This window comes from Ammonifex thiophilus (assembly GCF_003368535.1).
Lineage (GTDB): Bacteria > Bacillota > Desulfotomaculia > Desulfotomaculales > Ammonificaceae > Ammonifex > Ammonifex thiophilus.
The window spans coordinates 37,570-62,607 of sequence record NZ_QSLN01000006.1 but is presented as its reverse complement, the minus strand read 5'-3'; the positions used below and the strand labels follow the sequence as shown (position 1 = coordinate 62,607).

At 60.6% G+C, this 25,038-nt stretch carries 26 protein-coding genes; 22 read left to right on the top strand and 4 right to left on the bottom strand.

Annotated features, from left to right (window positions below):
* The first annotated feature begins 39 nt into the window (after nucleotides 1–39).
* The 10 genes from DXX99_RS05935 (at nucleotide 40) to DXX99_RS05890 (ending at nucleotide 10,485) form a co-directional block, all read left to right on the top strand.
* Nucleotides 40–1,461, top strand: coding sequence for an RtcB family protein (locus DXX99_RS05935; protein WP_115792581.1), 1,422 nt, complete (start codon nucleotides 40–42; stop codon nucleotides 1,459–1,461).
* Between the two features lie 26 nt (nucleotides 1,462–1,487).
* Nucleotides 1,488–2,906 (top strand): CCA tRNA nucleotidyltransferase, encoded by a 1,419-nt coding sequence (locus tag DXX99_RS05930; RefSeq protein ID WP_240610835.1) that lies wholly within the window; start codon nucleotides 1,488–1,490, stop codon nucleotides 2,904–2,906.
* 193 nt (nucleotides 2,907–3,099) lie between these two features.
* Nucleotides 3,100–3,879 (top strand): C40 family peptidase, encoded by a 780-nt coding sequence (locus tag DXX99_RS05925; protein ID WP_115792579.1) that lies wholly within the window; start codon nucleotides 3,100–3,102, stop codon nucleotides 3,877–3,879.
* Nucleotides 3,880–3,978: 99 nt separating this feature from the next.
* Nucleotides 3,979–4,305: a DUF4405 domain-containing protein gene (locus DXX99_RS05920; protein ID WP_165847733.1), complete on the top strand. Its 327-nt coding sequence runs from the start codon at nucleotides 3,979–3,981 to the stop codon at nucleotides 4,303–4,305.
* On the top strand, nucleotides 4,306–5,262 hold the full coding sequence (locus DXX99_RS05915; protein WP_115792578.1) for a DNA double-strand break repair nuclease NurA: 957 nt from the start codon (nucleotides 4,306–4,308) through the stop codon (nucleotides 5,260–5,262).
* A gap of 24 nt (nucleotides 5,263–5,286) precedes the next feature.
* Nucleotides 5,287–7,218 (top strand): ATP-binding protein, encoded by a 1,932-nt coding sequence (locus DXX99_RS05910; RefSeq protein ID WP_115792577.1) that lies wholly within the window; start codon nucleotides 5,287–5,289, stop codon nucleotides 7,216–7,218.
* A gap of 18 nt (nucleotides 7,219–7,236) precedes the next feature.
* Nucleotides 7,237–8,229 carry a metallophosphoesterase family protein gene (locus tag DXX99_RS05905; RefSeq protein WP_115792576.1) on the top strand — a complete coding sequence of 331 codons (993 nt, stop codon included), beginning with the start codon at nucleotides 7,237–7,239 and terminating at the stop codon, nucleotides 8,227–8,229.
* Nucleotides 8,222–9,559 (top strand): AAA family ATPase, encoded by a 1,338-nt coding sequence (locus tag DXX99_RS05900; RefSeq protein WP_115792575.1) that lies wholly within the window; start codon nucleotides 8,222–8,224, stop codon nucleotides 9,557–9,559. The genes DXX99_RS05905 and DXX99_RS05900 overlap by 8 nt, the downstream gene beginning before the upstream one ends.
* Nucleotides 9,543–9,833 carry a hypothetical protein gene (locus DXX99_RS05895; protein WP_115792574.1) on the top strand — a complete coding sequence of 97 codons (291 nt, stop codon included), beginning with the start codon at nucleotides 9,543–9,545 and terminating at the stop codon, nucleotides 9,831–9,833. Before DXX99_RS05900 ends, DXX99_RS05895 begins: the two co-directional genes overlap by 17 nt.
* Nucleotides 9,817–10,485 carry an OLD family protein gene (locus DXX99_RS05890; RefSeq protein ID WP_115792573.1) on the top strand — a complete coding sequence of 223 codons (669 nt, stop codon included), beginning with the start codon at nucleotides 9,817–9,819 and terminating at the stop codon, nucleotides 10,483–10,485. Before DXX99_RS05895 ends, DXX99_RS05890 begins: the two co-directional genes overlap by 17 nt.
* On the opposite strand, the gene DXX99_RS05885 is transcribed toward DXX99_RS05890, so the two are convergent.
* A complete protein-coding gene (locus tag DXX99_RS05885; RefSeq protein WP_115792572.1) occupies nucleotides 10,453–10,734 on the bottom strand; it encodes a metal-sensitive transcriptional regulator in 282 nt (93 codons plus the stop codon). The two genes, DXX99_RS05890 and DXX99_RS05885, sit on opposite strands and share 33 nt — an antisense overlap.
* 308 nt (nucleotides 10,735–11,042) lie before the next feature.
* Between DXX99_RS05885 and DXX99_RS11495 the strand changes: the two genes are divergently transcribed.
* Genes DXX99_RS11495 through DXX99_RS05875 form a run of 3 tightly spaced genes read left to right on the top strand, consistent with a single transcriptional unit; the run spans nucleotide 11,043 to nucleotide 12,783 of the window.
* Complete coding sequence (locus DXX99_RS11495; protein WP_165847732.1) at nucleotides 11,043–11,219, top strand: hypothetical protein; 177 nt, start codon at nucleotides 11,043–11,045, stop codon at nucleotides 11,217–11,219.
* A 44-nt stretch (nucleotides 11,220–11,263) separates the two neighbouring features.
* On the top strand, nucleotides 11,264–11,929 hold the full coding sequence (locus tag DXX99_RS05880) for a DVU0298 family protein (protein ID WP_115792571.1): 666 nt from the start codon (nucleotides 11,264–11,266) through the stop codon (nucleotides 11,927–11,929).
* 5 nt (nucleotides 11,930–11,934) lie between these two features.
* Nucleotides 11,935–12,783 (top strand): deoxyribonuclease IV, encoded by an 849-nt coding sequence (locus tag DXX99_RS05875; RefSeq protein ID WP_115792570.1) that lies wholly within the window; start codon nucleotides 11,935–11,937, stop codon nucleotides 12,781–12,783.
* On the opposite strand, the gene DXX99_RS05870 is transcribed toward DXX99_RS05875, so the two are convergent.
* The 3 genes from DXX99_RS05870 to DXX99_RS05860 are packed head-to-tail and all read right to left on the bottom strand — an operon-like array spanning nucleotide 12,773 to nucleotide 15,684.
* Complete coding sequence (locus DXX99_RS05870; RefSeq protein ID WP_240610834.1) at nucleotides 12,773–14,509, bottom strand: aldehyde ferredoxin oxidoreductase N-terminal domain-containing protein; 1,737 nt, start codon at nucleotides 14,507–14,509, stop codon at nucleotides 12,773–12,775. The two genes, DXX99_RS05875 and DXX99_RS05870, sit on opposite strands and share 11 nt — an antisense overlap.
* Nucleotides 14,478–14,930: a 4Fe-4S binding protein gene (locus DXX99_RS05865; protein ID WP_115792568.1), complete on the bottom strand. Its 453-nt coding sequence runs from the start codon at nucleotides 14,928–14,930 to the stop codon at nucleotides 14,478–14,480. The genes DXX99_RS05870 and DXX99_RS05865 overlap by 32 nt, the downstream gene beginning before the upstream one ends.
* A gap of 1 nt (nucleotide 14,931) precedes the next feature.
* On the bottom strand, nucleotides 14,932–15,684 hold the full coding sequence (locus tag DXX99_RS05860) for a YkgJ family cysteine cluster protein (RefSeq protein WP_115792567.1): 753 nt from the start codon (nucleotides 15,682–15,684) through the stop codon (nucleotides 14,932–14,934).
* Between the two features lie 134 nt (nucleotides 15,685–15,818).
* Between DXX99_RS05860 and DXX99_RS11695 the strand changes: the two genes are divergently transcribed.
* From DXX99_RS11695 to ppsA, 9 genes are all read left to right on the top strand, one after another.
* On the top strand, nucleotides 15,819–15,953 hold the full coding sequence (locus DXX99_RS11695) for a CD1871A family CXXC motif-containing protein (protein ID WP_205664649.1): 135 nt from the start codon (nucleotides 15,819–15,821) through the stop codon (nucleotides 15,951–15,953).
* Entirely contained in the window at nucleotides 15,946–16,767 is an 822-nt protein-coding gene (locus tag DXX99_RS05850) for a 4Fe-4S binding protein (RefSeq protein WP_115792565.1), read from the top strand. Before DXX99_RS11695 ends, DXX99_RS05850 begins: the two co-directional genes overlap by 8 nt.
* 5 nt (nucleotides 16,768–16,772) lie before the next feature.
* The gene (locus tag DXX99_RS05845; RefSeq protein ID WP_165847731.1) at nucleotides 16,773–17,270 is read left to right on the top strand and encodes a peroxiredoxin family protein; all 498 of its coding nucleotides are present in this window, start codon (nucleotides 16,773–16,775) and stop codon (nucleotides 17,268–17,270) included.
* A 31-nt stretch (nucleotides 17,271–17,301) separates the two neighbouring features.
* The gene (gene recO, locus DXX99_RS05840) at nucleotides 17,302–18,066 is read left to right on the top strand and encodes a DNA repair protein RecO (RefSeq protein ID WP_115792563.1); all 765 of its coding nucleotides are present in this window, start codon (nucleotides 17,302–17,304) and stop codon (nucleotides 18,064–18,066) included.
* Nucleotides 18,063–18,938: a glycine--tRNA ligase subunit alpha gene (gene glyQ, locus DXX99_RS05835; RefSeq protein ID WP_115792562.1), complete on the top strand. Its 876-nt coding sequence runs from the start codon at nucleotides 18,063–18,065 to the stop codon at nucleotides 18,936–18,938. Before recO ends, glyQ begins: the two co-directional genes overlap by 4 nt.
* 8 nt (nucleotides 18,939–18,946) lie before the next feature.
* Nucleotides 18,947–21,019: a glycine--tRNA ligase subunit beta gene (gene glyS, locus DXX99_RS05830; protein ID WP_115792561.1), complete on the top strand. Its 2,073-nt coding sequence runs from the start codon at nucleotides 18,947–18,949 to the stop codon at nucleotides 21,017–21,019.
* 93 nt (nucleotides 21,020–21,112) lie between these two features.
* A complete protein-coding gene (gene ccpN / locus DXX99_RS05825; RefSeq protein ID WP_115792560.1) occupies nucleotides 21,113–21,742 on the top strand; it encodes a transcriptional regulator CcpN in 630 nt (209 codons plus the stop codon).
* Nucleotides 21,743–21,757: 15 nt separating this feature from the next.
* Complete coding sequence (locus DXX99_RS05820) at nucleotides 21,758–22,582, top strand: pyruvate, water dikinase regulatory protein (protein ID WP_115792606.1); 825 nt, start codon at nucleotides 21,758–21,760, stop codon at nucleotides 22,580–22,582.
* 28 nt (nucleotides 22,583–22,610) lie between these two features.
* Entirely contained in the window at nucleotides 22,611–24,956 is a 2,346-nt protein-coding gene (ppsA, locus tag DXX99_RS05815; RefSeq protein WP_115792559.1) for a phosphoenolpyruvate synthase, read from the top strand.
* Nucleotides 24,957–25,038 lie beyond the last annotated feature (82 nt).

Below are 25,038 nucleotides of genomic sequence, written 5' to 3'. Positions count from 1 at the left end.
CACCTTCTAAAAAGGGGCTAAAGGGGAGGAGGATGATTTATGGAGTTGGTACGCGACGGCCTTAACCGCTACCGGATTCCCCGGCGGGGAAAAATGCGGGTCGACGCCGTGATCTACGTTAACGACTATCTTCGCCGCTTCCTGGGAGAAGATAAGGCTTTGGAGCAGCTGATGAACGCTGCTTGTCTGCCGGGGGTGGTGGAGCCGGTAATCGGCATGCCCGACATCCACGAAGGCTTCGGCCTTCCCATAGGTGGAATAATGGCGGTAGCCCCCGATGGGGTCATATCGGCAGGAGCGGTGGGAATGGACATAAACTGCGGGGTGCGGCTCATCCGCACCGACTTGGAAGCCCGCCACTTCAACAAGAGCCTGTTGCGCCGTTTGATCGAGCGGATAGAGCACTACGTGCCCACGGGCATAGGCAAGAAGGGGAAGCATCAGGGGATCACGCGGCGCATTTTCGAAGAAGTGGTGCACCGAGGCGTTACGGCGGTGATCGAGGCAGGCTTCGGGCGACCAGGGGATGAGGAGTACATCGAAGAGATGGGCTGTCTTCCCGGAGCAGACATCTCGGCCTGCTCCCGCCGGGCCTGTGAACGCGGAGAGGTGCAACTGGGGACGCTGGGCGGGGGTAACCACTTCATCGAGATCCAGCGGGTGACGGATATCTTCGACGAGGAGTTGGCCCGGAGCTTTGGCCTTTTCGAGGGGCAGCTCACGATAATGATCCACACCGGCAGCCGGGGCTTCGGGCACCAGATCTGCACCGACTACACCAACAAGCTGGCCGCGGCAGCCAAGCGTTACGGCATAGAGTTGCCAGATCGGGGTTTAGCCTGCGCCCCTATCGACTCACCCGAAGGTAAAGCTTACTATCAGGCCATGGCCTGCGCGGTGAACTATGCTTTCTCCAACCGGCAGATCATCATGGCCGACGTAGCCCGCGCTTTCGCCGACGTTCTGGGGCAGTCGCCCGAGGAGATGGGCTTTCAGTTGGTCTACGATGTGGCCCACAACATAGCCAAGTGGGAAGAACACGGGGGGAGGCGCCTGCTGGTACATCGGAAGGGAGCCACGCGGGCCCTCTGTGCCGGCCACCCGGCCAACCCTCCCGTTTACCGTCGCACCGGGCATCCGGCCCTGATTCCGGGAAGCATGGGAACATCCTCCTACGTATTGGTGGGCACGGAGAAGGCTGCTGAGACCTTCTTCTCGGTAAACCACGGGGCGGGGAGACTCCTCTCCCGCACGGCGGCGGAGAAAAAGATAACCAAAGAAGAGTTCGAGCGAGCCATGGGGGATGTGGTTTATAACGTGCGTTCTTACAAGGATCTGCTGGACGAGTCTCCTACTGCCTATAAGGACATCGAGCAAGTAATCCAGACCTTGGTAGACCGAGGAATAACCCGTAAGGTGGCGCGCATGTGCCCTCTGGCGGTGGTTAAAGGTGTCGACTAAAGAATGAAGAAAGGAGAACTTGTTTGGTGGTGAATTGGCCTGTTCCGCTGGTCAAAGTGCTGAAAATGCTGGAAGAAGCGGGCTTTGAGGCTTATGTGGTGGGTGGAGCGGTGCGGGACTATCTTCTGGGGAAGCCCCCGGTGGACCTCGACGTGGCCACTTCTGCCCGGCCGCAGGAAGTGCTGGACCTGGTCGTAAGGTCGGGCTTGAAAGCGGTTACCTACGGGGCGGCCTTCGGCGTGGTGGGGGTGCTGGCAGAAGGTGGTTTGGTGGAAGTGGCCACCTTCCGCAGTGAGGTCTACGGGGAGGATCCTCACCGACCGGAGAAAGTCGACTTCCTCAGCCGGTTGGAGGAGGACCTGGCGCGGCGGGACTTTACCATTAACGCCATGGCCATGGACCTGCGGGGAAAGCTTTACGACCCCTTCGGCGGTCAGGAAGATCTGCGCCGGGGGATTATCCGGGCGGTGGGAGACCCTGTGAAGCGCTTCCAGGAAGACGCCTTACGTGCTTTTCGAGCCTGTCGCTTCGCCGCCCAGCTTGGCTATCGGGTGGAGCCCCGTACAAGATCAGCCCTTTCCCAGGTGAGGGAGAGAGTGGCCCGCCTTTCTGTGGAGCGGGTGCGGGATGAAATAGAACGCATCCTCGTGTCCGACCACCCCGACGTGGGCTTTGAGCTTATGCGGGAAGCAGGGTTACTCCTTTCTTCCTGCCGAGGAAGGAACAGGGGACGGGAGGAGCAGGTCTTGATCCTCCCCGAGGTGGCTCGCCTCTACGGTGTGGAGCAAAACCCACGCTACCACCGGTACGACGTCTGGAGCCATACCATGGCCGTCTTACGGAACTCGCCGCCCCGGATCGCCCTGCGCTGGGCCGCCCTTCTGCACGATGTGGCCAAAGGGTTGCCGGGGGTAAGGAAGCTCAACCGGCGGGGAGAACTCTGCGACCACCGACACGAGGTGCGCTCCGCTCAATTGGCAGCCAGGATTTTGCGGCGCCTGCGCGTCCGCCCTCAGGTTGCCCGTCGTGCGGTTTTTTTGGTCCGCTGCCACATGTTTTCCTGTAACATGAGGGAGCGCACAGTAATCAGGTGGCTGGGGCGGCTTGCCGCCGACCTCCCCCGCCGGCAGGAGTTGGAGGAAGCACTGGAGGAGCTCTTCGCCCTGCGCCGGGCCGATCTCAGGGGGGGAAAGGTGGAGGCGGAGGAAGGCTTGCGGGAACTCGATAGGTTTCGGGAAATGGTGAAGGAGACCTTAGCTCGGACCCCCTTCTACCCTTCGGAACTGGCCTTGGCTGGCAAGGATCTGGTGGCTATTTTGGGGGAGGGGCCGCAGATAGGGAAAGTACAAAGAGAGCTTTTACGCGAGGTGCAGAGTGGCCGGTTGCCGAACGAGCGCGAGGCTTTATGGCGCTTTGTTGAAAAGCGGTGGAGTAAGCCGATTTAATCTCCTTTAAGCTAGAGGCGAGACAGCAAAACTGTCTCGCCTTTTTTCTTTTTTAAACTAAAGTTTTCTGACATCAGAAAGTTATCCACAAGGGAGCACGGCCGAAGAGGACGAAGAGAAAGAGAGAAATTAAGGAAAGGGGGCGAGATTTCTGTCCGGGAACGCCAAAGCCTTTCTATTTCTGCTGGCTTTCGTGCTGGTCTTAGGGATAGGGGTTGGAAGAGCGGAGGCGGCCACCTACATAGTGCAGCCGGGCGATTGCCTCTGGAGTATAGCCGTTGCTCACGGAACCACCTGGCAGACGCTGGTGAAGATTAACCAACTGACTTCCACCACCATTTACCCCGGTCAGGTTTTAGTGCTGCCCGATGAGGGGACAAGCTCGGCTCCCACCCCCTCGTCCGCGGCCGGTCCGGTTACCACCTACGTAGTGCAGCCGGGCGATTGTCTCTGGAACATAGCCATAAAGTACGGCATTACGGTCCAGGACCTGATGGAAGCCAACGGACTGAAGTCCACCGTTATTTACCCGGGGCAGACGCTCACCATCCCCGGCAACTACGGTAGCCGTCCAGCAGCTCTTCCCTCCCGTGGCGGGCGAACGGACGTGGAGCGCCTGCTGGCCTACGCCGAATCTCTCCTGGGCACGCGCTATCGCTGGGCGGGAGAAAACCCGGAGACGGGATTCGACTGTTCCGGTTTTGTCAAACACGTCTTCGGACGTTTCGGCATCTACCTCCCCCACCGGGCCGACCTGCAAAGCTCCTACGGCACTCCGGTATCCCGCTACGAGCTTCGTCCCGGTGACCTGCTTTTCTTCTGCACCGGGGGCTACGGCATCGATCACGTGGGTATATACTTGGGCGATGGGCGCTTCATCCATGCCAGTTCCAGCCGCGGCTGCGTGCGCTACAACTCCCTTTACGAAGAGTACTGGGACAGCCACTTCGTGACCGCACGCCGCCTCCTGTAACCGGTTTCGGCACACCGAAGCGGTAACTTAAGGCCGGGAGTACTCCCGGCCTTAGCTTTTAGCACCGGGGCGGCGATGTTTCTCGCCTGTGGTGGTGAAATGTGTTACTATTTAAAGATAAAGGGGGTGAAGCAGACTTTGAACCGCCCCAAGCTTAACTACCTAGTGGACGCCTTGCTTTTCCTTACCGGGCTTGGCATGGCGTTTACCGGCTTCGTCCGCTGGCTGGCCTTCTCTTCGGGAGGGGGGCCGCACGGGAGGCACTGGGGCCAGGAGCAGGTTTTCCTCTCCTTGACCCGCCACGAGTGGGCCGATATTCACCGCTACCTGGCCCTGGTACTGGTTGCCCTGGTGATCGTCCACATCTACCTGCACTGGTCCTGGATCGTCACCATGACCCGCCAGATTTTCGGCCAGGAGAGGTAGGTGAACCTCTTGCTCGTGGGAAACGAGGGGGCGGTGATCAAGCTGCGCGAGTTCGCTACCCTCTGCCGCCACCTGCTCTGCAAGCGCCCCTCTCCTTCCGAGCTCCGCTCCCGGCTGGGCGCGTTAGGCAGGTTTTACCGTGTCGATCCCCTGCACCCTCAAAGGCGGGTGGTGGCGGTGGATGGCTCGCTGGGCACGGTAGGTGCGCACTACCCCTACTTTCTCGTCCTTATGCAGGCTGCCGCTTTTGCCCTCCCCCGTCTGGAGCCCCCGCTGGTAGAGCACGAAGTTTTTTCACCCCTCGACCCGGAAGTGGCGCGTGCTCTAGAGGAGCAGGGGCGAGATGAGGAGGGTTGGTCCGATCACCTGGCCGAGCAGCAAATAAAGGCGCGCATGTCGGCTCTGGAGCTACGGGTGGCTTTGCGGGTAGCAGAGCTCCTGCCGGGAGCGCTGGTTATGCTCGACGGAGGTTTCGTTCACCTGAGAGATCGGGCGGAGGAGCTTTTTCAGGAGCTTCGCCGCCAAGCCCTGGACCGGGGAGTGCTGCTGGTGGGAGTGATAGAGGAGATAACCAGCTGCAGGCTGGGCAAGTCTCTGGCCTTTACTGGCCCGGCGCTGCACGATCGGGAGGTGCTCTATGGCTGCCTGGCGCCGGGCGAGGTTTTCGAGTTGGAGGCGCGGAAGCCTTTCCTGCGGGTTTTCGCCCGCTTCGGTCATCACCCCCAACCGGTGGCCTTTGATCTCCTGCCCGAGCAGGAGGAGTTCCTCCCCGAGATACTCGGAATCTTGCGGGCGCTTACCCCGGCCGATGGCCGGGGAATACCCAGTCTCATCGATCTGGCCGACCGCCACGTGCGCCTGAGCAGGACCGAGGTGGAGCGCTTGGTGGCCGCGGCGGTTCCGACCGAGCTGCGGGAGGTGTTTCTCTCTTCGCACCGTCGCCGCCGCCCTTTCTAAAAAATCACGGGGGTTGGAGAAGGTATGCGTCTGGTGGGTATCACCAGTCAGGTGGAGGGGAAGGTGGCCACGCGAGAGCGCCCTTTCCGGGTAAACGAGTACCTGGTGGTGGAGGGTAACCCGGGAGGGGTGCTGGTGGAGGTGGTGGGCACCTACGCCGTCAACCCGCTCCTACCCGAGGCGGCCCACGCCGCTCACCCCGGCCTCATCGATGAGGCTACTCTGGGTACGCTCCAGGCGCTGGGCTACGACCCGGCGCACGAGACCTTCTACTTGGCCGAGGTGCGGGTGGTGGAGGAGTTGAGCCACCCGCTGGAAGTGGGGGCTAAAGTACGGCCGGCTACCTTCGAGGAGGTGCGCCCGCACCTCCTGCCGGAGGACTGGCAGAAGGCGGGCGCCCTGCTCGGCGTGGTGCGGGGGACGGAAGAGTTTGAGCTGCCGGAGGAGCTGAAGGAACTGGTTTTCCGTTACCTGCCGGGGGAAGATAGGGCTGAGCTCATGCCCGGCGTTCCTTTCTTTCTCCCCTGGTCCAAGTTCTCCCAGTACCCTCATGTGGGCATTTTTGGCGGCTCGGGCTCGGGCAAGTCCTTTGCCCTGCGGGTGCTGCTGGAAGAGCTCATGTACCAAGAGATTCCTACCCTGGTTTTCGATCCCCACTTTGAGCTCAGTTTCGACGAGCCTCTAGTTTTCGCCGAGCCTTTCCTCTCCCGGCAGAAAGAGCTCGCCTCGCGCGCTCTTGTTTTCCAGTTAGGGCAGGATGCCGACGTGCGCTTTGAAGACCTGGATCGAGGGGAGCTGGTCACCTTACTCAAGGCGGCCATGGAGGGCTGGACCGAGCAGATGGATCACGCCGCTTCGGTGCTTTGGCAAGTGGGCGACAGCCTGGAGACTTACCGCACGCGTCTGAATTATCTCATCGAGGGGCTCACTTTCTCCCGCCGCTTCGAGCAGGATTTAAAGAAGCTGGAGGAGGGGAAGGATCCGGCGGAGGAGCGCTTTCCCGACGATCCTCTGCGCCAGGCGGAGTACCGAGACAAACTGAAGGTTTACCAGGATTTCCGCGACGCCGGCATAGGGGAAAGCACAGCTCAGGCTGTGCAGCGGCGCCTCAATTACCTTCATCGCATCGGCCTTTTCGGCTCCCGGGGCACCGCCGGCATCGAGGAGGCTTTGCAGCAGGGGAAAGTGTGCATAGTGCGGGGAGAGTCGCGTAAGCTCATTCTCTTTGCCGCCTACGCCTTGAGGCGGCTCTTCCGGCGGCGTCGCGACTACCGGGACGGCAAGCAGTACGGCGTTAAGGCCTTTCCCTATTTTCCTCCTTTTTTCGTGGTGACCGACGAGGCGCACGTTCTGGTACCCAAGGTCACCGGGGAGCGGGATTTCGCTCCTGCCCGTTCCATAATCCGGGAGATAGCGCAGGAGGGCCGCAAATACGGGGTTTTCCTCATCCTGGCTACCCAGCGCCCTTCTCTGCTCGACGACACGGTCAACGCCCAGCTCAACACCAAGCTTATCCTCCGCACCGTGCGGGCCCAGGACCTGGACGTTATCAAGCGGGAAACCGACCTGGGTCCGGGGGAAATTGCCCGCCTGCCTTATCTTTCTTCGGGCAACGCTTTTGTCTCCTCGGCCATTGTGCAGAGGACTGTTCCCATCACGGTGCGGGCCAGTTGGACCCGTAGCCCTCACGCCGAGGACCCCTTCACCGAGTGGCGGGAGTACCGACAGAAGCAAGGGGAAGATCTCTGGCCGGTGGTGCGAGAGTTCATTGAGAGGCGTGGCGGCTACATAAGGGAGATGGATCTCACCCAGTGTCTGCAAGAATGCGAGCGGCGGCTACATCGCCGAGTAAGCGAGGCCGAGCTACGCCAGGCGCTTAAGCGCTGGTCCGAAACGGGCAAGCTTAAGGCAACTACAAGCCTGGCCTTCGGCGGCTACCGCTGGACGCTGGCCTGAAGCGGGAGGGGAACATTATTGCGCTTCCTTTTCCTTACCGATACCCATCTGCGCGGGGTAAACCCGGCCAACCGCAAGGACGACTTCGTAGCCACCTTAAAGGCTAAGCTCGAAGAAGTGGTGCGGCTAGCGGAGGAGCTGGAAGTCACGGCGGTCCTGCACGGAGGGGACTTCTTCGATGCGCCGTTGCCCGGCTTGAGTGCCATGGGTGAATTTTTGGCCATCTTGACCAGGTTGCCTGCCCCTTTGCTGGTGGTGCCGGGCAACCACGATCTGCACGGGCAGAACCCGGGTACCCTCTCGCGCACGCTGTTGGGCTTTCTGGCCCGCATAGGGCAGGTGCGGCTGCTTTCCTCCGCCCCCGTTTACTTCGAGGAAAAGGGGGTGAGGGTCAAGGTGACCGGAGCTCCTTACCACTACGCCATCGACGAAGGGGACAAGGCGGACTACATCGTGAAGAAGGGAGACTGTGATGTGGCTTTGCATGTGTGCCACGGGGCGCTCATCGACCGACCCCAGGGGACAGTCATAAAGTACACCCTCGTCGACGAGGTAGCTCCCCGTACCGAGGCGGACTACACCCTCTGCGGCCACTACCACCTGGGCTACCCGGATGTTTGCCGGGAGGGCAAGTGGTTCATCAACCCCGGGGCCCTGGTGCGCCTCTCGGCCAGCCCGGCGGAGCTCAACCGCATTCCCAAAGTGGTGCTCATCCATGTGGAAGGGAGACTGTGGCACGAGCACATTCCCCTGAAAAGCGCCCTACCGGGAGCGGAGGTGCTCGACCGGCAGGCTATTGAAGAGGCCGCCTTTCGGGCCAGGAAACGGGAGGAATTCTTGGCCCAGCTCCGAGCCCTGAGCAAGGGGGAAGGGGAGCCCACGACCACCCCCGACATCATCCTGGAACGCGTCCTGGCAGAGAAGAAGGAAATCTCCGGCTTTGAAGAGGTAAGGCGGGAAGTTTACCGGATATGGTCTCAGGTCCAGGCCGAGGTGGGGGAAAATGCCTAAGGTTAGGCGGATAATCCTGGAAAACTTCCAATCGCACCGCTATACGGAGATCGAGCTTTCCCCCACCGTTACCGTGCTGGTGGGGGAATCAGACCGGGGTAAGTCGGCGGTGGTGCGAGCCCTGCGCTGGCTCTTCTATAACCGCCCTCAGGGGGAGGGCCTGGTGCGGGCAGGTAGCCACCACTGCCGGGTGGCCGTGGAGCTGGAAGATGGGACTGTGATTGAGCGCGAGCGGGAAGGAAGGAGCAACCGCTACTGCATAAAGCGTCCCGGAGGGGAAACCTTACGTCTGGAAAGTCCCGGGCGAAGTGTTCCTAATGAGGTTGAGGAGCTCACCGGCATAAAACCCTACTCCATAGGCAACCAGTCGCTGGAGCTAAACCTAGCTCACCAGCTTGATCCCCCTTTTCTTCTGCGGGAGAGCCCCAGCGTGCGGGCGCAGGTGATAGGGCAAATAGCGGGGGCCGAGCTTTTCCAGCGGGCGGCCAAAATGGCCTTACGGGAGCAGTCTCAGTGGCAAGGCCGGATAAAGACCCTGGAAGAGTCCGTTGCCGCTCTTCGCAAGGAAATTTCCCCTTTACAGGAGGAGCTTCCGCGGCTGGAGGAAAGGCTGAAGAGGGTTCGCGAGTTGGTGAACGGTGTGCTCAAGGCGGAAGAAAAGCGGGGGGAGCTTTTATGCCTGAAGGAGAAGAGGGAGCGGCTGCGACAAGAAGCGGCTTTCCTCGCGGAAGCTTTGGCCCGACTTCCTTCCGGGGAGCTTCTGGAATCCCGGCTTTCCCAGCTTGAGGAACTGAGGAAGAGATACGGAGAGCTTTTCCGCGCGGCTGAAGCACGCCAGCGCGCCTCGGCTGCCCTGGCTCGGGAGGAGGAGATACTTCGCGGCCTCTCCCGGCTTCCTTTCGTCGAGGAGCGGGGGGAAGAGTTGGGTAAGTTAGGGGAGAAGTTCGTTGTTTTGAGCCGCCACCGGAGCGAGCAGCAGAAAAGGCTGGATTACTTGAAAAAACTTGAGCTCCAGGTACTTTCCCGGCTCCGCCGCCTGGCGGAAGCGGAGGAAGTCCTTTGCCGGGCCGATGCGGCCCTGGGTCTTTACCGCGAATTGGCGCGCTGCCGGCGCGAGAGGGAGAACCGGGCCGTGGAGCTGACCCGGGAGGTGCAGAAGGTGCGGCAGCAGGAAGAGGTGCTAAGCTCGGAAGCGGAAAAGTATCGGCAAGCCCTGACTTCTCTCCAGCGCTGCCCGCTCTGTGGCACCGATCTCACACCGGAGCACGTGGAGAAAATCTGGCGGCAAGAACTGGAAAGGATGGGGATAGTCCTTGGGAAACGACTTTGAAAAGGAGATCGCTAAAATAAGGCAGGGGATCGAGCTGGCCAAGCGGCTGCGCGAGCAAGCCCTGGCCCGTAAAGAGCTTCTGGAAAACCAACTCCAGGAGATAGAGAACGAAATTCGCCGCCTGGGGGTGGAGCCGGAAAGGCTCGAAGAGGAACTCGCCCGGCTGGAGAAGGAGATAGCCCGAGCCATAGCTGAGGCGCGAGAACTCATCCCCTGGGATCTTATCGAGAAATATTCGGCGGGGGGGAATGAGCGGCGTGGACGAGAGGATTAAGGAGGGACTCGCCCTCTTCGAAGAGTACGTGGCCCGCAGGCGCTGGGAGTTTGACAGGCTCAAACAGGAACTGGAGGAAAAGAAGAGAGAGCTTGCGGCCTGCCGGGAGAAAGAAGAGGTTCTAGGCCGGGCGAGGGAGATTTTTTTGCTGGCGGCTAACTCAGCCTATGAGCACGCGCGTAAAGCTTTGGAAAAAGCGGTCACCTCGGCTTTGCAGGCCGTTTTCGGTCCCGAGATAAGCTTCGCCATAGAGCTTGCTACTCGCCGGGAGCAACAAGAAGCCGACTTTTTCGTCATCAGCACTTACGGGGGCACACAGCCGGTGAAGACCGAGCCTACCGAGGCGCGGGGGGGTGGGGTGGTGGATGTGATTTCTTTGAGCTTGCGCAGCGCCCTCTTGGAGCACAGCCGCCTGCCGGGAATACTTGTCTTGGACGAACCCGGCAAGCACGTGAGCGAAGAGTACGCCCGTCAGCTGGGGGAATGGTTGCGCACCTTCAGTCAGGAAACTGGTAGGCAGATACTTTTAGTCACCCACTCCGACAGCTTGGCCGAAGCGGGGGAACTGGTTTACCGGGTGGAGATGCCCCAGGGGGAGAGCAGGGTTAGGCTCCTCTCCTCACGGCAAGGGGGTGTCGAGAATACCGCTTAACCGCTGCTTGAGAAAGCTAATCATTTCTTCCGAGCACTGGAACCTTTCCCTGACGCAGCGAACCATGTAGTATCCAATTACTGCCCGCCGGCAGTTCCTCACCGCTACTTCCAGCGCTTTGAACTGGTCCAGAATCTTCTCGCAGTCCTGGTCTTCCTCCACCATCCGGCAGACTCCCCTTACCTGACCCTCTATCCGCCGGAGGCGGTTGATTATCGCCAGACGCCCCTCATCCGGCAGGTTGGTCATGTTATCGCCCCATTTCTTCCAACCCGGTTTATACCCGAACCCGAAGGCGTAATCTTAATTTTAGCTTACCGGAGCCGCGAAGCCCTGTCAAGCCTGGAAATACTCGGCTACCCTCTACATCTAGGGGTTGACAACGAGATATCCCCAGACCTATTATACCTATACACCTATAAGGAGGTGTAAAAATGCTGCGAGTCACGGCGGAGGCGGAAAGGCGGCTGAAGGCCATTTTGCAGGAACACGGTCTGGAGCAGGGCTACATCCGCATCTTTTCGGCCGGGCTGGGCTGAGGCGGTCCCCGGCTGGGATTGGCTCTGGAAGAGTCGACCGGGGAAAACGATGCGGTCTTCACCGTTTCTTCCCTCAAGTTCGTGGTGGACAAAAGCCTGCTCCCTTACGTGAAGGAAGCGGTGATAGACTACGAGACCACCTGGTGGGGTGAGAGCACCTTTACCATTTCCTCTCCCCGCGCGAGCAGTTGCTGATAAAATAGAGCCAAAGGCTGCTTGAACACTTAGGGAGAGATAGAGTGCACGGGCAAGAGGATTTTCGGCGGCGAAAGGAGCGGGTGGCGGAGCTTTTGCTTCGAGCCGACTGGGAAGGTTTGCTGCGGGTGGTGGAAGCGGAGCCGGCACATATCGCCGCCCTTTTCCGCGCCCTGCATCTGCCCGATCCGCTGCTGGCCTGGCGGGCGGCAGAGGGGCTGGGACGGGCGCTGGCCAAGGTAGCTGAAAAGGATCGGGAGTACGCACTCGACCGCATGCGCCGGCTCTTCTGGGCCCTGAACGACGAATCGGGGAACGCCGGGCGCTGCCTGGCTCCGGCGGTGGGGGAGGCGGTAGCCCGCGCTCCGGAAATTTTTCGGGACTTCGCCCTCATGCTGCTCAATCCCTTGGACGAACCTTTTTTGGCGGCCGGCGCGGCCTGGGCGCTAGGGAGGATTGCGGAAGAACGCCGGGAACTGGTGGAGGAAGCGGCTCCTTACTTGCTCTCCTTACTGGCGGCAGAGGAGCCGGAAGCGCGCGGTTGCGCGGCCTGGGCGCTAGGGAACCTGAGGTGGCAGGAGGCGCGCTCGGAGTTGGAGAGGCTGCGGGAGGACGCCTCCTCCTTTTTCTTTTACCGGAAGGGTGGCTTCCACCGGAAGACGGTGGGGGAGATGGCCGCAGAGGCTTTGGAAAAGCTGGGAAAGGGGTGAGGTGTTTGCCGCGACTGGGGGCGCACATGTCCATAGCTGGCGGGGTGGATAAGGCGGTCTGGCGGGGACACAGCATAGGGTGCGAGACCATTCAGATATTCACCAAAAACACCAACCAGTGGTATGCCCGCCCCCTTTCGGAGGCGGAGGTGGAGCGCTTCCGCCAGGCTCAGGAAGAGACGGGAGTAAGGCCGGTCTTCGCTCACACCTCCTACCTTATAAACCTGGGTTCTCCTCGGGAAGAGCTCTGGCGCAAGTCGATAGAGAGCTTCGTGGGAGAAATCGAGCGTTGCCACTTATTAGGTCTTCCCTTCATCGTGGTTCATCCGGGCGCGCACATGGGGGAGGGGGAGGCCGAGGGGCTGAAGCGCATAGCGCGGGGGCTAGATGAGGTGCTGGAGCGCACCGCTCATACCCAGGTTAAGATCTTGCTGGAGACTACCGCCGGCCAGGGGAGTCAGCTCGGCTACCGCTTCGAGCACCTGGCCTGGCTCATAGGAGAAAGCCGCCATCCCCAGCGGCTGGGCGTCTGTTTTGACACTTGCCACGCCTTTGCCGCTGGCTACGATCTGCGCACTCCGGAAGCCTTCGCCGCCACCTGGGAGGAATTCGAGCGGGTCATAGGGCTGAATCGGCTTGAGGCGGTGCATCTCAACGACTCACGGGGAACTCTGGGCAGCCGCTTGGACCGCCACGAACACATAGGCAAAGGGGAGATAGGCTTAGAAGCTTTCCGCCTTCTGCTGAATGATCCCCGTTTTCAGCGTCTTCCCATGGTGCTGGAAACGCCTAAAGGGCCGGATCTAAAAGAAGACGTCATGAACCTCAATACCTTGCGTAGCCTCATACGTTGAGCCACGAGGCTAGCCTTTCCCGGTAGAGCTTCAGCAGGGCGGAATAAGTTTCGGGGTTGAGCAACCCCTGTCCCGACGGGGTTTCGAAGTAGCGCTTGGGCGGGAGGGGAAGGTTTTCGGGCGTATAACCCAGGCGCTTTTTAGCTTCCCATTTCTGCCGCATAATTTTTCTTCCCAAGGTTAAAAGTTTCTGGGGATCAACTGCCTCCCAGCCCAGAGCCCGAAGTGCTTCGGCGGTAGTCTCAGGCGTGTACACCTTACGGGCAAAAAGACAGATTACCAGCGAGTTCAGCACGTTACGCCAGGCTTCCTCCTCCAGGAGGTATTGCACCAGCTCTTCCGGGGTGTAGTTGCCCTTGCGGGTTTGGTCGAAGCTATAGCCGGCGTTGCATAGGTGGGAGTGGCGTGCTCCTACGCTCTGCCCCAGGAGGAAGGCGTAGCCGGTGTGGTACCCCGCCATCTCGTGCCCGCCCAGGATGAGGGCGAAGTCCTCGCCCCCGTAGACCCGCGTGGCGTACCTTAGCCCCCGGCCCAGGGCGCGGTAAAAATCGTTAGGGGGCTGAGCCAGGTACCGTGCGGCTTGGACGTAGCCTTCTACTGCGCCGAAGCGCAGAGGGAGCAGGGTTTCCTTTTCGGTTATAATCCCCCGCTCCAAAGCCTCGGTGGCCCAGGCCAGCGCCACTCCGGTAGAGATCACGTCCAGTCCCGAAGCCTCCACTTCCCGCAACAGGGCGTACACCTTGTCTACTGCGTCGAGCCCCAGCATGGGGCCGAGGGCGTAGATGGGCTCGTAGTCGTAGGCCAAGGTGGTAGAGATATAACCTGCTCCCTTGGGGTGGGGACGGCGGTAGACCCCCACGTGGATGCAGCCCAGGGGACAACCGGCGCAGGCCAAAATGCGGAATAGGCTTTCCCTACCGAAGCGCTCCCCGCTCACCTCTTCCGCCTTCTCGAAGCGGGAAGCTCTGAGGTTCAAGGTGGGGAGGCTTCCCTGAGCGTTGAGCGTCAGAATATTTTCCGCCGTGCCGATGTAGTGGTACTTGCTGAGCAAAGGGGTTCCCACCACGGCACGGTATATCTTCTCGTACATCCGGTTGTAAGCGGCGGGGTTCTTTATGGGGTAGCTGCGGTTGCCCAGGACCACCAGGGCCTTGAGGTTCTTGCTTCCCAACAAGGCCCCCAACCCCAGGCGTCCGAAATGACGGTAAGTATCCACGTTCACCCCGGCCAGGGGCACCAGATTTTCTCCCGCCGGGCCTATGCGCCAGATACTGCGTCTGCCCCTTCCCCCTTCGAACTCCCGCAACAGGCGCCCCGTTTCCTCTGTGTCAAGCCCCCAGACTCCGCGAGCGTCTCTGAAAGCCACTCCCTTCTCGTCGATCACCAAGTAGGTAGGCCGCGGAGCTTTTCCCTTTATCACCACTGCGTTGTAGCCGGCGAAGCGCAAGGCGATGGCCGCCCGCATTCCGGCATAGCTTTCCCCCCACTCCTCGGTGAGCGGGGAGCGGAAAACGGCCACTACCTTGGTGGCCAAGGGGTAAACGCCGGAAAGGGGGCCGATAGCGAAAATGATCGGCTGTTCTGGCGCCAAGGGAGGTTTGTCCCAGACGGCCTCTTCCAGGAAAAGTTGGGTGGCTATACCCACTCCTCCCAGCCAGGCGATCAAATCTTCCCGCTCTTCCAGTCTCCAGGAGCTACTCTCCAGGTCTATCTTGAGTACGGTCACCGGACCTTCCAGAATCAGGAGCGATCTCCTCCCAGACGATTACTTCCTGGGGGCAGAAGCGGGCGCAGTGGCCACAGTAGAGGCAGACGATGGGATAGCCTTCCTCGTCAAAGTGGATGACCCGCAGCACGCAGGCATTAGCACAGTTGCCACAGCGGGAGCATTTGTTCCGGTTAAAGCTAACCCCTCCACCCGGGCGCGGGATGAGGGCGCCGGTGGGACAGGCCTCGGCGCAGGGAGCATCCGGGCAGGCTCGGCAGACATCTATGCCCCATTTGCTCTGCAGGCCGCCCCGCGTCTGCACCCGGATGGCGCTCTTGGTCAAGGAGTGAGAGCGGTGAACCAACCGGGCACAGGCCAGCATGCAGGAGTAGCAACCTATGCAGCGGTCGGGATCTTTTACCCTGATCGCCCGCGCCATATCACCTTACACTTTGGTCGAAAATCTCGTCGCGCAAAGGCAAAGCGTTCTTGTCCGAGAAGCCGAACTTAAGCCACAAAGCCGCCAGCCGGGCTAGCTCCATGTCGTCCGTCTTTATTCTCTTCACCAGGTTGGCGGGTATGTCGAAGATCTTTAGGAACCTGGTTTCCAGTACGAAACGGCGGAAGTTGTCCAGATCGTAAGCGGCCAAGAAATACATGCGGGCTACCTCCGGGTTGGTTATGCGATCCCGGGGGAATTCCAGCCGCTTGGTAGCCTCGTTGTACATGCGATCGATGGGGGAAGGCCTGAGCGCCCCTTGCTCTTCCAGCCAGTCCTCGATGTACCATTCCTTTCCTTCCTGCAACCCCCGGCACTTGGACGGGTCAGCGATTATGCGGTAGGAGTCGAGGTCGGTATCGTAGTCTAAGGGATACATGCGACAGGCCCAAGGGCGGTCGGCATAAACAGCGCACCCTTCGGGGGTGACGAAGGGGCACTGCTTGTCCGCGTCTTCTCTCATTTTTAAAAGAACCACGGGCAGGCCGGACAGCCGGGATATCAGGGTTATGGTGTACTTCTCCAGGAACTCGTAGGAGGGGAGGCCCAGCCGACGCTTCAGCCGAAAGACGTCGCCGGGGGTAAGAACGATGTTCACGTCCCGGCAGCAGTGGGTAAAGCAGGAAAGACCCGGCCGGCAGTCGAAGCGGAAAGTGCTGATGAGGGTAAGGCGTTCGCCGTTAGGTTGGGTCATCTCTTTCACTCCTTAGCTCGAGAACTTACCTTAATTCTAGTTCCTTTTTTCACTTAAAGCAACTCGTTGCATCTACCCCCAGGAGTATGATAGGCTCTGGTAAAAGTGTGGCGAGCTTCTGGTGGGTGGAAGTGATGCGGCGGTGGCTCGGCCGGCTCAGCCTTTTTCTGGGCCTGGCCCTGGTGGTCTGGGGGCTTCTGCGGGGGGAGTTCCAGTTTCTTTGGCTCAAGGGGATAAGGTTCTGCCTGGAGTGCATGGGCCTTGGCTAAAGGGCGGCGTTGGCTGCAGGTACTCTCTCTTTTGCTCCTTAACGGGTACTTGCCGGGATGGGTAAAGCTTACCCTTTTCACCGGGAAGAGCAAAGGGGTCTGTCTCCCCGTACTCAATTGCAGCTCCTGCCCGGGTGCCTTTCTGGGCTGCCCCCTGGGGGCCTGGCAAGGTTACCTCGGTGCTGCCCGCTCCCCTTCCTTTTTCGTGGGGGGAATTCTCTTGATGGCAGGGGGGGTTCTGGGACGCTTCTTTTGCGGCTGGCTCTGCCCTTTCGGCGCCTGCCAGGATCTCTTATCCTCCAAGGCTAGGCGGCGACTCATCCCTTGGCCTTCCCGCCTGCGCCTGCTCGCCTATGTAGTCCTACTCATCACCTTTCTTTTACCCTACTGGTCGCCTACGGGCACTCCTTACTTCTGCAAGTACCTTTGCCCCGCTGGGGAGCTCTTCGCCGGCCTTCCCCTGGTGCTGGGGCGGTCGGAGTTCCGCTCGCTGGTGGGTTGGGTCTTCCTCCTGAAAATGGCTATCCTGCTCGCCATCTTCTTGTTGGTCTTAGTCGGGGTGAGCCGCGTCTTCTGCCGCACCCTCTGCCCTCTGGGAGCGTGGCTCGGGCTTTTCAACGGGGTGAGCCTCTGGCGGATGCACTTTTGCCCGGAGATTTGCCGCCGCTGCTACAGCTGCCGCCAGGTCTGCTCCATGGGGGTTAAGCTGCCGGACGAGGTGAACTCCCCGGCCTGCATCCGCTGCCTCTCCTGCACTGAGGTTTGCCCTGCCGGAGCCCTGCGCTTCGGCTTGAACAAAAAGGGAAAGGGGTGAAAGCCTTGCGTCGCTTCCTGCTTTGGTTACTAGTCCTTTTGTTATTGGCCGGCTGCTTCGCTCGCCCCGAAGGGAAGGAGAGCTTCAAGGAGGCACCCGCCTTCCGCCAACCCCTGCTGGGAGGGGGGGAGCTCAACTTTCCTGCCGACTGCCGGGGGAAGGTGACCCTGCTCATCTTCTTCTCACCCAACTGCCCGGCCTGTGTGCAGGAGCTTATCGCCCTACGGGATCAGTTCTCCTCCTGGGAGGGCCAGGGAGTAAAGATCTTTCTGGTAGCTCCGGAACCTCCTTCCGTCTTGACTTCCTTCCTGCAGGAGTATAATTTGAAGGTACCGGTGGTGCTCGACCCGCAGGGAACGGTAGGCAGCGCCTACGGAGTGACGGGCATTCCTTTGAGCGTCTGGGTGGATAAGCAGGGGAGAATAAAGTATAAAAGCCTGGGCTGGCGGGCGGGCAAGGAGAAGGAATTCGCCTCCTGGGTGGCGAAGTTAACGCAGGAGTAACGGTAAGTCTTTTCTTTTCCGGGAGAAATACATGCAGTGGTCTTGCGCCGAAGGCGTGGTCTTGCGGGCGAGTCCGATCCGCGAGGCCGATCGCCTTCTCACTATTTTCTCCTTGGAGCGGGGCAAGCTTTCAGCTACGGCTTTCGGGGGGGCACGCCCTCGCAGCCGCAAGCGGGCGGCAACCTTGCCCTTTTGCCGGGCTCGTTTTTTTCTCAAGCGCCGGGGGGACAACTATCAGGTGGATCAGGTGGAACTGCTGGAGCGCTTTCCAGAACTGAGCCACCCCCGGCTGCTGGGCTATGCTGGCTACCTGGCCGAGTTGGTGGAGGGCTTTTCCCCGCCGGAGGAGCCTAACCCCTCTCTTTACCGTTTCCTGGTCCTTTCTCTGCGTCAACTGGGGCAGAACCCGGAATTGTTGGCTCAAGCTTTCAGTCTCAAACTTTTACGCTTGATGGGCTTGACGCCGGAGCTTAAGGCCTGCTCTTCTTGCCGCCGCCCTTTTTCTCCCGACTGGGCCAAAACTTATTTCAGCCTGCCTGGAGGTTTGGTCTGCCCCTCCTGTGCCGCCAACGGGAAGGCGGTGGGCTGTACCATATCCCCGGGCAGCGCGAGGCTGCTCGGAGCTCTAAGTGAGCTCCCCCTAAGCAAGACCTTGACTCTAAAGGCTTCTCCCGCCACCCTGGCGGAAGCGAGGGAAGCCCTATCTTCTCTGGTCACCTTTCATCTGGGGTATCGACCCAGGTCACTGCTCTACCTGCAAAGCCTTGGATCACTAAGCGGGGGGAAAGAAGAGTGAACTTTCAGGAACTCATTTTGGCCCTGGATCACTTCTGGGCCGAGCAAGGGTGCATCATCCAGCAGCCCTACGACATAGAGAAGGGGGCGGGGACCATGAACCCGGCCACCTTCTTCCGCGTGCTGGGGCCGGAACCCTGGCGGGTGGCTTACGTGGAGCCTTCCCGGCGACCGGCCGACGGCCGCTACGGAGAAAACCCCAACCGCCTCCAGTACTACTACCAGTACCAGGTTATCCTCAAGCCCTCACCGGAAGACGTGGTGGAGATCTACCTGGAAAGCCTGAAGGCCTTAGGTATTGACCCCTTGCAGCACGACATCCGCCTGGTAGAGGACAACTGGGAGGCTCCCACGCTGGGGGCCTGGGGGCTGGGCTGGGAAGTATGGCTCGACGGCATGGAGATAACCCAGTTCACTTACTTTCAGCAGTGCGGAGGCTTCGACCTTTACCCCGTGGCCGCTGAGATAACTTACGGGCTGGAGCGACTGGCCATGTTCCTGCAAGGAGTGGACAGTGTTTTCGATATCGTCTGGGCCGACGGCATAACTTACGGGGATATTCACCACCAAGGGGAAGTGGAGCACTCCCGCTACAACTTCGAGGAGGCCGACGTCTCCATGCTCTTTTCTCTCTTCGAAAGCTACGCTCGCGAGGCCGAGCGCATACTGCAGGTAGGGCTGGTCCTGCCCGCCTACGACTATGTGCTTAAGTGCTCCCACACCTTCAACCTGCTGGAGGCCCGGGGGGCCATAGAGCTGCCCGAGCGTACCAGCTTCATCGCTCGCATCCGCGCTTTGGCCCGCGCCTGCGCTCAGAAGTACCTCAAGCAGCGCGAAGAAATGGGCTACCCGCTACTAGCTCGGAGGAGGTAATTGGGCATATGCGCGACTTTTTGCTGGAGATAGGAACGGAGGAGATGCCGGCGCGCCTTCTCAGTTCCGCCCTGGAGAACCTGAAGAACACAGCCCAGGAGCTCTTGAGGGAAGCCCGGCTATCCCACCACGGGACAAAAACCTTTGGCACTCCTCGGCGGCTGGTACTGCTGGTGCGGGGACTAGCAGAAAGGCAGGAAAAGCTCGTGCGAGAGGTCAAGGGGCCTGCCCGCCGGGTAGCCTTTGACGAGGAGGGTAAGCCCACCAAAGCGGCCCTGGGCTTCGCCCGCAGCCAGGGGGTGAGGGTGGAGGACCTGGTGGTGCGCCTGGTGGGAGATACGGAATACGTTTACGCGGTGAAGGAAGAAGAGGGGCGTCCCACGCCGGAGGTCCTCCGGGAGCTCTGCCCCCGGCTCATAACCTCCTTGAATTTTCCCCGCTCTATGCGCTGGGGAGATAAGAAGATCTCCTTCATTCGCCCCATCCGCTGGTTGCTGGCCCTTTACGGCGAAGAAGTGATACCTTTCGAACTCGACGGCTTAAAGGCCGGCAACACCACCCGGGGACACCGCTTCCTAAGTTCAGCCCCCATAACGGTGTCTTCGCCTGAAGCTTACTTTCGCCTCATGGCGGAAAACTTCGTGGTGGTGGACCCGGAGGAGCGCAAACAACTTATCCTTTCTCAGCTTGAGGAACTGGCGGCTCAAGAAGGGGGGAAGGTAGAAGCCGATCCGGAGCTCCTGGAGGAAGTAGCCAATCTGGTGGAGTACGCCACCGCCTTTTGCGGCTCCTTCTCTCCCGAGTTTTTGAAACTCCCGGAGGCGGTACTGGTGACCACCATGAAAGAGCACCAGCGCTACTTCCCCCTGCGGGACAAGGAGGGGAAATTACTGCCCCGCTTTTTGGCAGTTCATTCCAGTTCTCCGGCGCACACCGAGGGCATAAGAAAGGGTAACGAGAGGGTGCTCAAGGCGCGCTTGGCTGATGCCTCCTTCTTCTACCGGGAGGATCTCGCCCGGCCCCTGGCCGACCGGGTAGAGGGGCTCAAGCGCGTGGTCTACCTGGAAGACTTGGGGACGCTTTATGACAAAACCTTGCGCCTGCAGGAGTTGGTGGCTTACCTGGGGAACGAGCTGGGGGTGGACGACGCCACCCAAAGGATACTAGCCCGCGCGGCCTACTTGGCCAAGGCCGACCTTCTGACCCACATGGTCTATGAGTTCCCGGAGCTCCAGGGGGTCATGGGGCGCGAGTACGCTCTGGCCTCCGGGGAAGACCCGGCCGTGGCCGAGGCCCTCTACGAGCAGTATCTGCCCCGCTTCGCCGGTGACGCCCTGCCCCAGACGACACCGGGGAGGATCCTCAGCCTGGCGGACAAAGTGGATAACCTCGTGGGCTGCTTCGGCCTGGGGCTTATCCCCACCGGCTCGCAGGACCCTTACGCCCTGAGACGGCAAGCTCTGGGCATCATCCACATCATCACCTCCGCTTCCCTATCCCTCTCTTTGAGCCGGCTGTGGGAAAAGGCTTACCAGGCTTACCAGGGAAGGTTGCGGCTGAGCCTAGAGGAGGTTCTCGGCTCCCTGCGGGATTTCTTCGCCCAGCGGCTGCGGGCACTCTGGGGGGAGAAGATAAGGGCCGAGGTCATAGAGGCGGTGTTGGCAACCGGCTTTGACGACCTCAACCGTGCCTGCCAAAGAGTACAGGCCCTGGCCGCCTTTTGCCAAGATCCAGCCTTTCCCCTCCTGCACACCGCCTACCTCCGGGCGGTGAACCTCCTCAGGAGGGATTTGCCGGAGGAAAAGCCCGATCCCTCACTTTTCGTCCATCCGGCGGAGCAGGAGCTTTACGACACTTTGGCCGGTTTGGAGGAAGAAGTGGCGCCCGATCTCAAGCGGGGCGACTACTTCGCCGTGCTTCAGAAGCTCGCCCGCCTCCATGACCCGGTAGCCCGTTTCTTCGACGGGGTACTGGTAATGGACGAAAATCCGGCCCTAAGGGCCAACCGCCTGGCCCTGCTGGCCTGGATTGTGCGTCTGGTACGAGAAGTAGGCGATATTTCCTGCGTTCCGGTGGCCTAGTGGGCAGGAGTAGGGGGATAAAAAGCGTATTATTTAGAGGGAAAGTGTTACGCTTTTTGCCTATTGTCAGGTTCTTGGAGCGGGGGAAGGAGCATGGAACTTACCCGGCGGCAGGAAGCCATCTTGGGGATAGTCAAGGCGGAAGGTCCCATAACCAGCGAGCGAATTGCCGAGCGGCTAAACGTGGCACGGGCCACCCTGCGCCCCGACCTGGCCCTGCTCACCATGGCGGGGCTGCTGGAGGCCCGTCCCCGGGTAGGCTACTACTACACCGGCAAGTCTCCTTACGAAGTGGTGGCGAGTAAGATCCGGCGCTACCGGGTTAAAGACCTCCACTCCCGACCGGTGGTGGTCTCGGTGGAGACCACCGTCTACGACGCCCTGATAACCCTTTTTCTGGAAGATGTGGGCACCCTTTTCGTGGTGCGGGAGGGGGGCTTTCTGGAAGGGGTGGTTTCCCGGAAGGATTTCTTGAAACTGGCCTTCGGGGGACAGGACTTCCGCTCGGTCCCGGTGAGCGTCATCATGACCCGCCGCCCCCATGTCGTAACCACCACGCCGGAGGAGTCGGTCTGGGAGGCGGCGCGCAAGATCGTGATCCACGAGGTAGACGCTCTACCGGTGGTGGAGCCGGTCGCCTCCGGCCAGGACCTCCTGGTGGTGGGGCGCTTCAGCAAGACCAACGTTACCCGTCTTTTTGTAGAGATGGGAGAGGGGCGGTAGAGAATCTTGGTGGGTATGGACGGGCAGCCAGTAATCTACGTCGTTTCTGACTCCATCGGCGAGACAGCGGAGCTGGTGGCGCGGGCGGCGGCCAGCCAGTTCGACTCCGGCAAAGTGGAGGTGCGCCGCATTCCCTTCGTCAATCATCCGGAGGAGATCCCGGAGATAGTTTCCCAGGCAGCGGAGGAACGAGCGGTAATCATCTTCACCTTGGTCATGCCTCGGCTACGCTCGATCCTACGCGAAGAGGCGGAAAAAAAGGGAGTCAGGGCGGTGGACATTCTGGGGCCGGTGCTGGAGGCGCTGGAGGCGTCTTTGGGCCGGCCGCCGCGTTTTGAACCGGGGCTTATGCGCAAGGTGGACGAGGAGTATTTTCGGAGGGTGGAGGCCATAGAGTTCGCCGTTAAATACGACGACGGCAAGGACCCTCGGGGTCTGAGCATGGCCGACTTGGTAATTCTGGGAGTTTCCCGCACCGGCAAGACCCCGCTTTGCATGTACTTGGCCCACAAGAAAATAAAGGCGGCCAACGTGCCGCTGGTACCGGAGGTTCCTCTACCCCAGGAACTCTTCTCCGTGCCCCGGGATCGGCTGGTGGGTCTCACGGTGCAACCGGAGTACCTGATTCAGATCCGCCGGGAGAGGCTTAAAGCTTTAGGCCTCCCGCCGGACGCCGAGTACGCCCGGCCGGAGCGGGTCTACAAGGAGCTTTCCTATGCCGAGGAGGTGATGCGCAAGCTCGGCTGCGTGATCATCGATGTGACTAACAAGGCGGTGGAAGAGACGGCGGGCAAGGTGTTGGAGGTTTACTACCGGGGTTTACGCTACCGCCCGGAGTGAATAAGCGGCTTTTGGAGGTGAAAATCCGGTGAGCTACAAGTTCATACGCTGGTTCCACGAACTCACCAAAGAAGATATACCGCTGGTGGGAGGAAAGGGGGCCAACCTGGGAGAACTCACGCGGGCGGGCATCCCCGTTCCGCCCGGTTTCTGCGTGACCGCCGAAGCTTACAAGCACTTTATCGAAACGACCGGCCTTGCTCCTAAGATAAAAGAGATCATCGCTACCACCAACGTGGACAACCTGGAAGAGCTCATGCAAAACACGGAGCGCGTGCGGGAGCTCATAAGGTCCACGCCGGTCCCGCCGGAAATAGAGGAGGAGATTATTTCCGCCTACAAGGAGTTGGCGGCGGGCGGACCGGAGCCGGCGGTAGCGGTGCGCAGCTCGGCTACTGCTGAAGACCTGCCGGAGGCTTCCTTCGCAGGCCAGCAGGAGACTTACCTCAACGTGCTGGGAGCGGCGGAAGTAATAGAGGCCGTCAGGAAATGCTGGGCTTCTCTGTGGACCGCCCGGGCCACCGCCTACCGCCAAGCCCAGGGTTTTGACCACTTCTCCGTCTACTTGAGCGCGGTGGTGCAGAAGATGATCCAGTCGGAGCGCTCCGGGGTGGCCTTCACTGTTAACCCCGTCACCGGCGCCCGAGACGAACTCATGATCAACGCCAGCTGGGGCCTGGGCGAAGCGGTGGTGAGCGGCGCGGTCACCCCCGACGAGTATCTGGTGGACAAGAATACGCGCCGGATAAAGAGCAAAAATATCGCCAGCAAGACGGTGATGATCGTGGCTCGCCCCGATGCTCCCAGCGGCACGGTCAAGGTGGAGGTGGCCCGGTACCTGGGGCCGGAGTACGTGGAGAAGCAGTGTTTGAGCGACGAGGAGATTTTGGAACTCACCGATATCCTCCTTCGGGTGGAGAAGCACTACGGCTCCCCACAGGACATCGAGTGGGGGTATGAGAAGGGCAAATTCTACATCTTGCAGGCCCGGCCGGTGACCGCCCTGGACAAGATAGGGGGAGAGGAAAAGAAGGAGGAGCGACTAAGCGAAGCCAAAGTGCTGGTGCAGGGCATGGGAGCTTCTCCCGGCATCGCTTCCGGCAAAGTGGTCCTAGTGAAAAGCTTCGACGACATCACCCGGGTCAAAGAAGGCTCCGTGTTGGTCACCACCATGACCAACCCCGACATGGTGCCGGCCATGAAGCGGGCTGCGGCCATCGTCACCGACGAGGGGGGACGCACCTGCCACGCCGCCATCGTTTCCCGCGAGCTGGGGATACCCTGCATCGTGGGCACCAAGAACGCCACCGCGGTGCTGAAGGAAGGGATGGAGGTCACCGTGGACGCCGTGCGGGGGGTAGTCTACGAGGGCCGGGTGGCGCTGGAAGCAGCTGCGCCTGAGGCCAAGCCCGGAGCCCCGGTCATACCCGCCGACGTCTGGCAGGAGTTGGCCCCGGTCACGGCCACCAAAATCTACATGAACCTGGGGGAGCCGGAGGCCATAGCGCGTTACAAGGATCTCCCCTTCGACGGCATAGGGCTCATGCGCACCGAATTCATCTTCACCGACCACATCGGCGCCCACCCCATCTATCTCCTGCGCACCGGCCAGGAGAAGTTCTTCATCGACCGACTGGCGGAGGGCATAGCTACCGTGGCCCAGGCCGTCTTTCCCCGCCCGGTGGTGGTGCGTTTCAGCGATTTCCGCACCAACGAGTTCCGGGGGCTGAAGGGCGGAGAAGAAGTGGAGCCGGTAGAGAACAACCCCATGATCGGCTGGCGGGGGGTTTCCCGCTACATATCCCCCGAGTACGAAGAGGGCTTCCGCCTGGAGTGCCGAGCCATGCGGAAGGTGCGGGAGCAGTACCAGCTTACCAACGTCTGGGCCATGCTCCCCTTCGTACGCACCACTTGGGAAGTTGAGCGGGTGCTTAAGATTATGGCTGAAGAGGGACTCTCCTCCAACAGCGACTTCAAGGTCTGGATCATGGCCGAAGTGCCAGCGGTGATCTTCCTGGCTGACCAGTTCTGCACTTACGTGGACGGCTTTAGCATCGGCTCCAACGACCTCACCCAGCTCATTTTGGGGGCGGACCGCGATTCGGGTATCCTGGAGCGAATGGGCTACTTCGACGAGCGCAACCCGGCGGTGACCCGGGCCATTGCCCGGCTCATAGAAATAGCGCACCAGCACGGCAAGACCGTTTCCATCTGCGGTCAGGGTCCCTCCGTCTACCCGGAGCTCACCGAGTTCCTAGTACGCTGCGGCATAGACAGCGTGAGCGTCAATCCCGACATGGTGGTGCGGACGCGGCGGCTGGTGGCCAGCGTGGAGAAGAAGATCATCCTGGAGTCGCTGCGTCGCCTGAAGTAAAAAAGTGTAAAGTGATACTTGTTTTGGAGCCAAGGACATGCTATACTTTGCTTTTGCGGATACCACATTTTAGGCGGGCGAA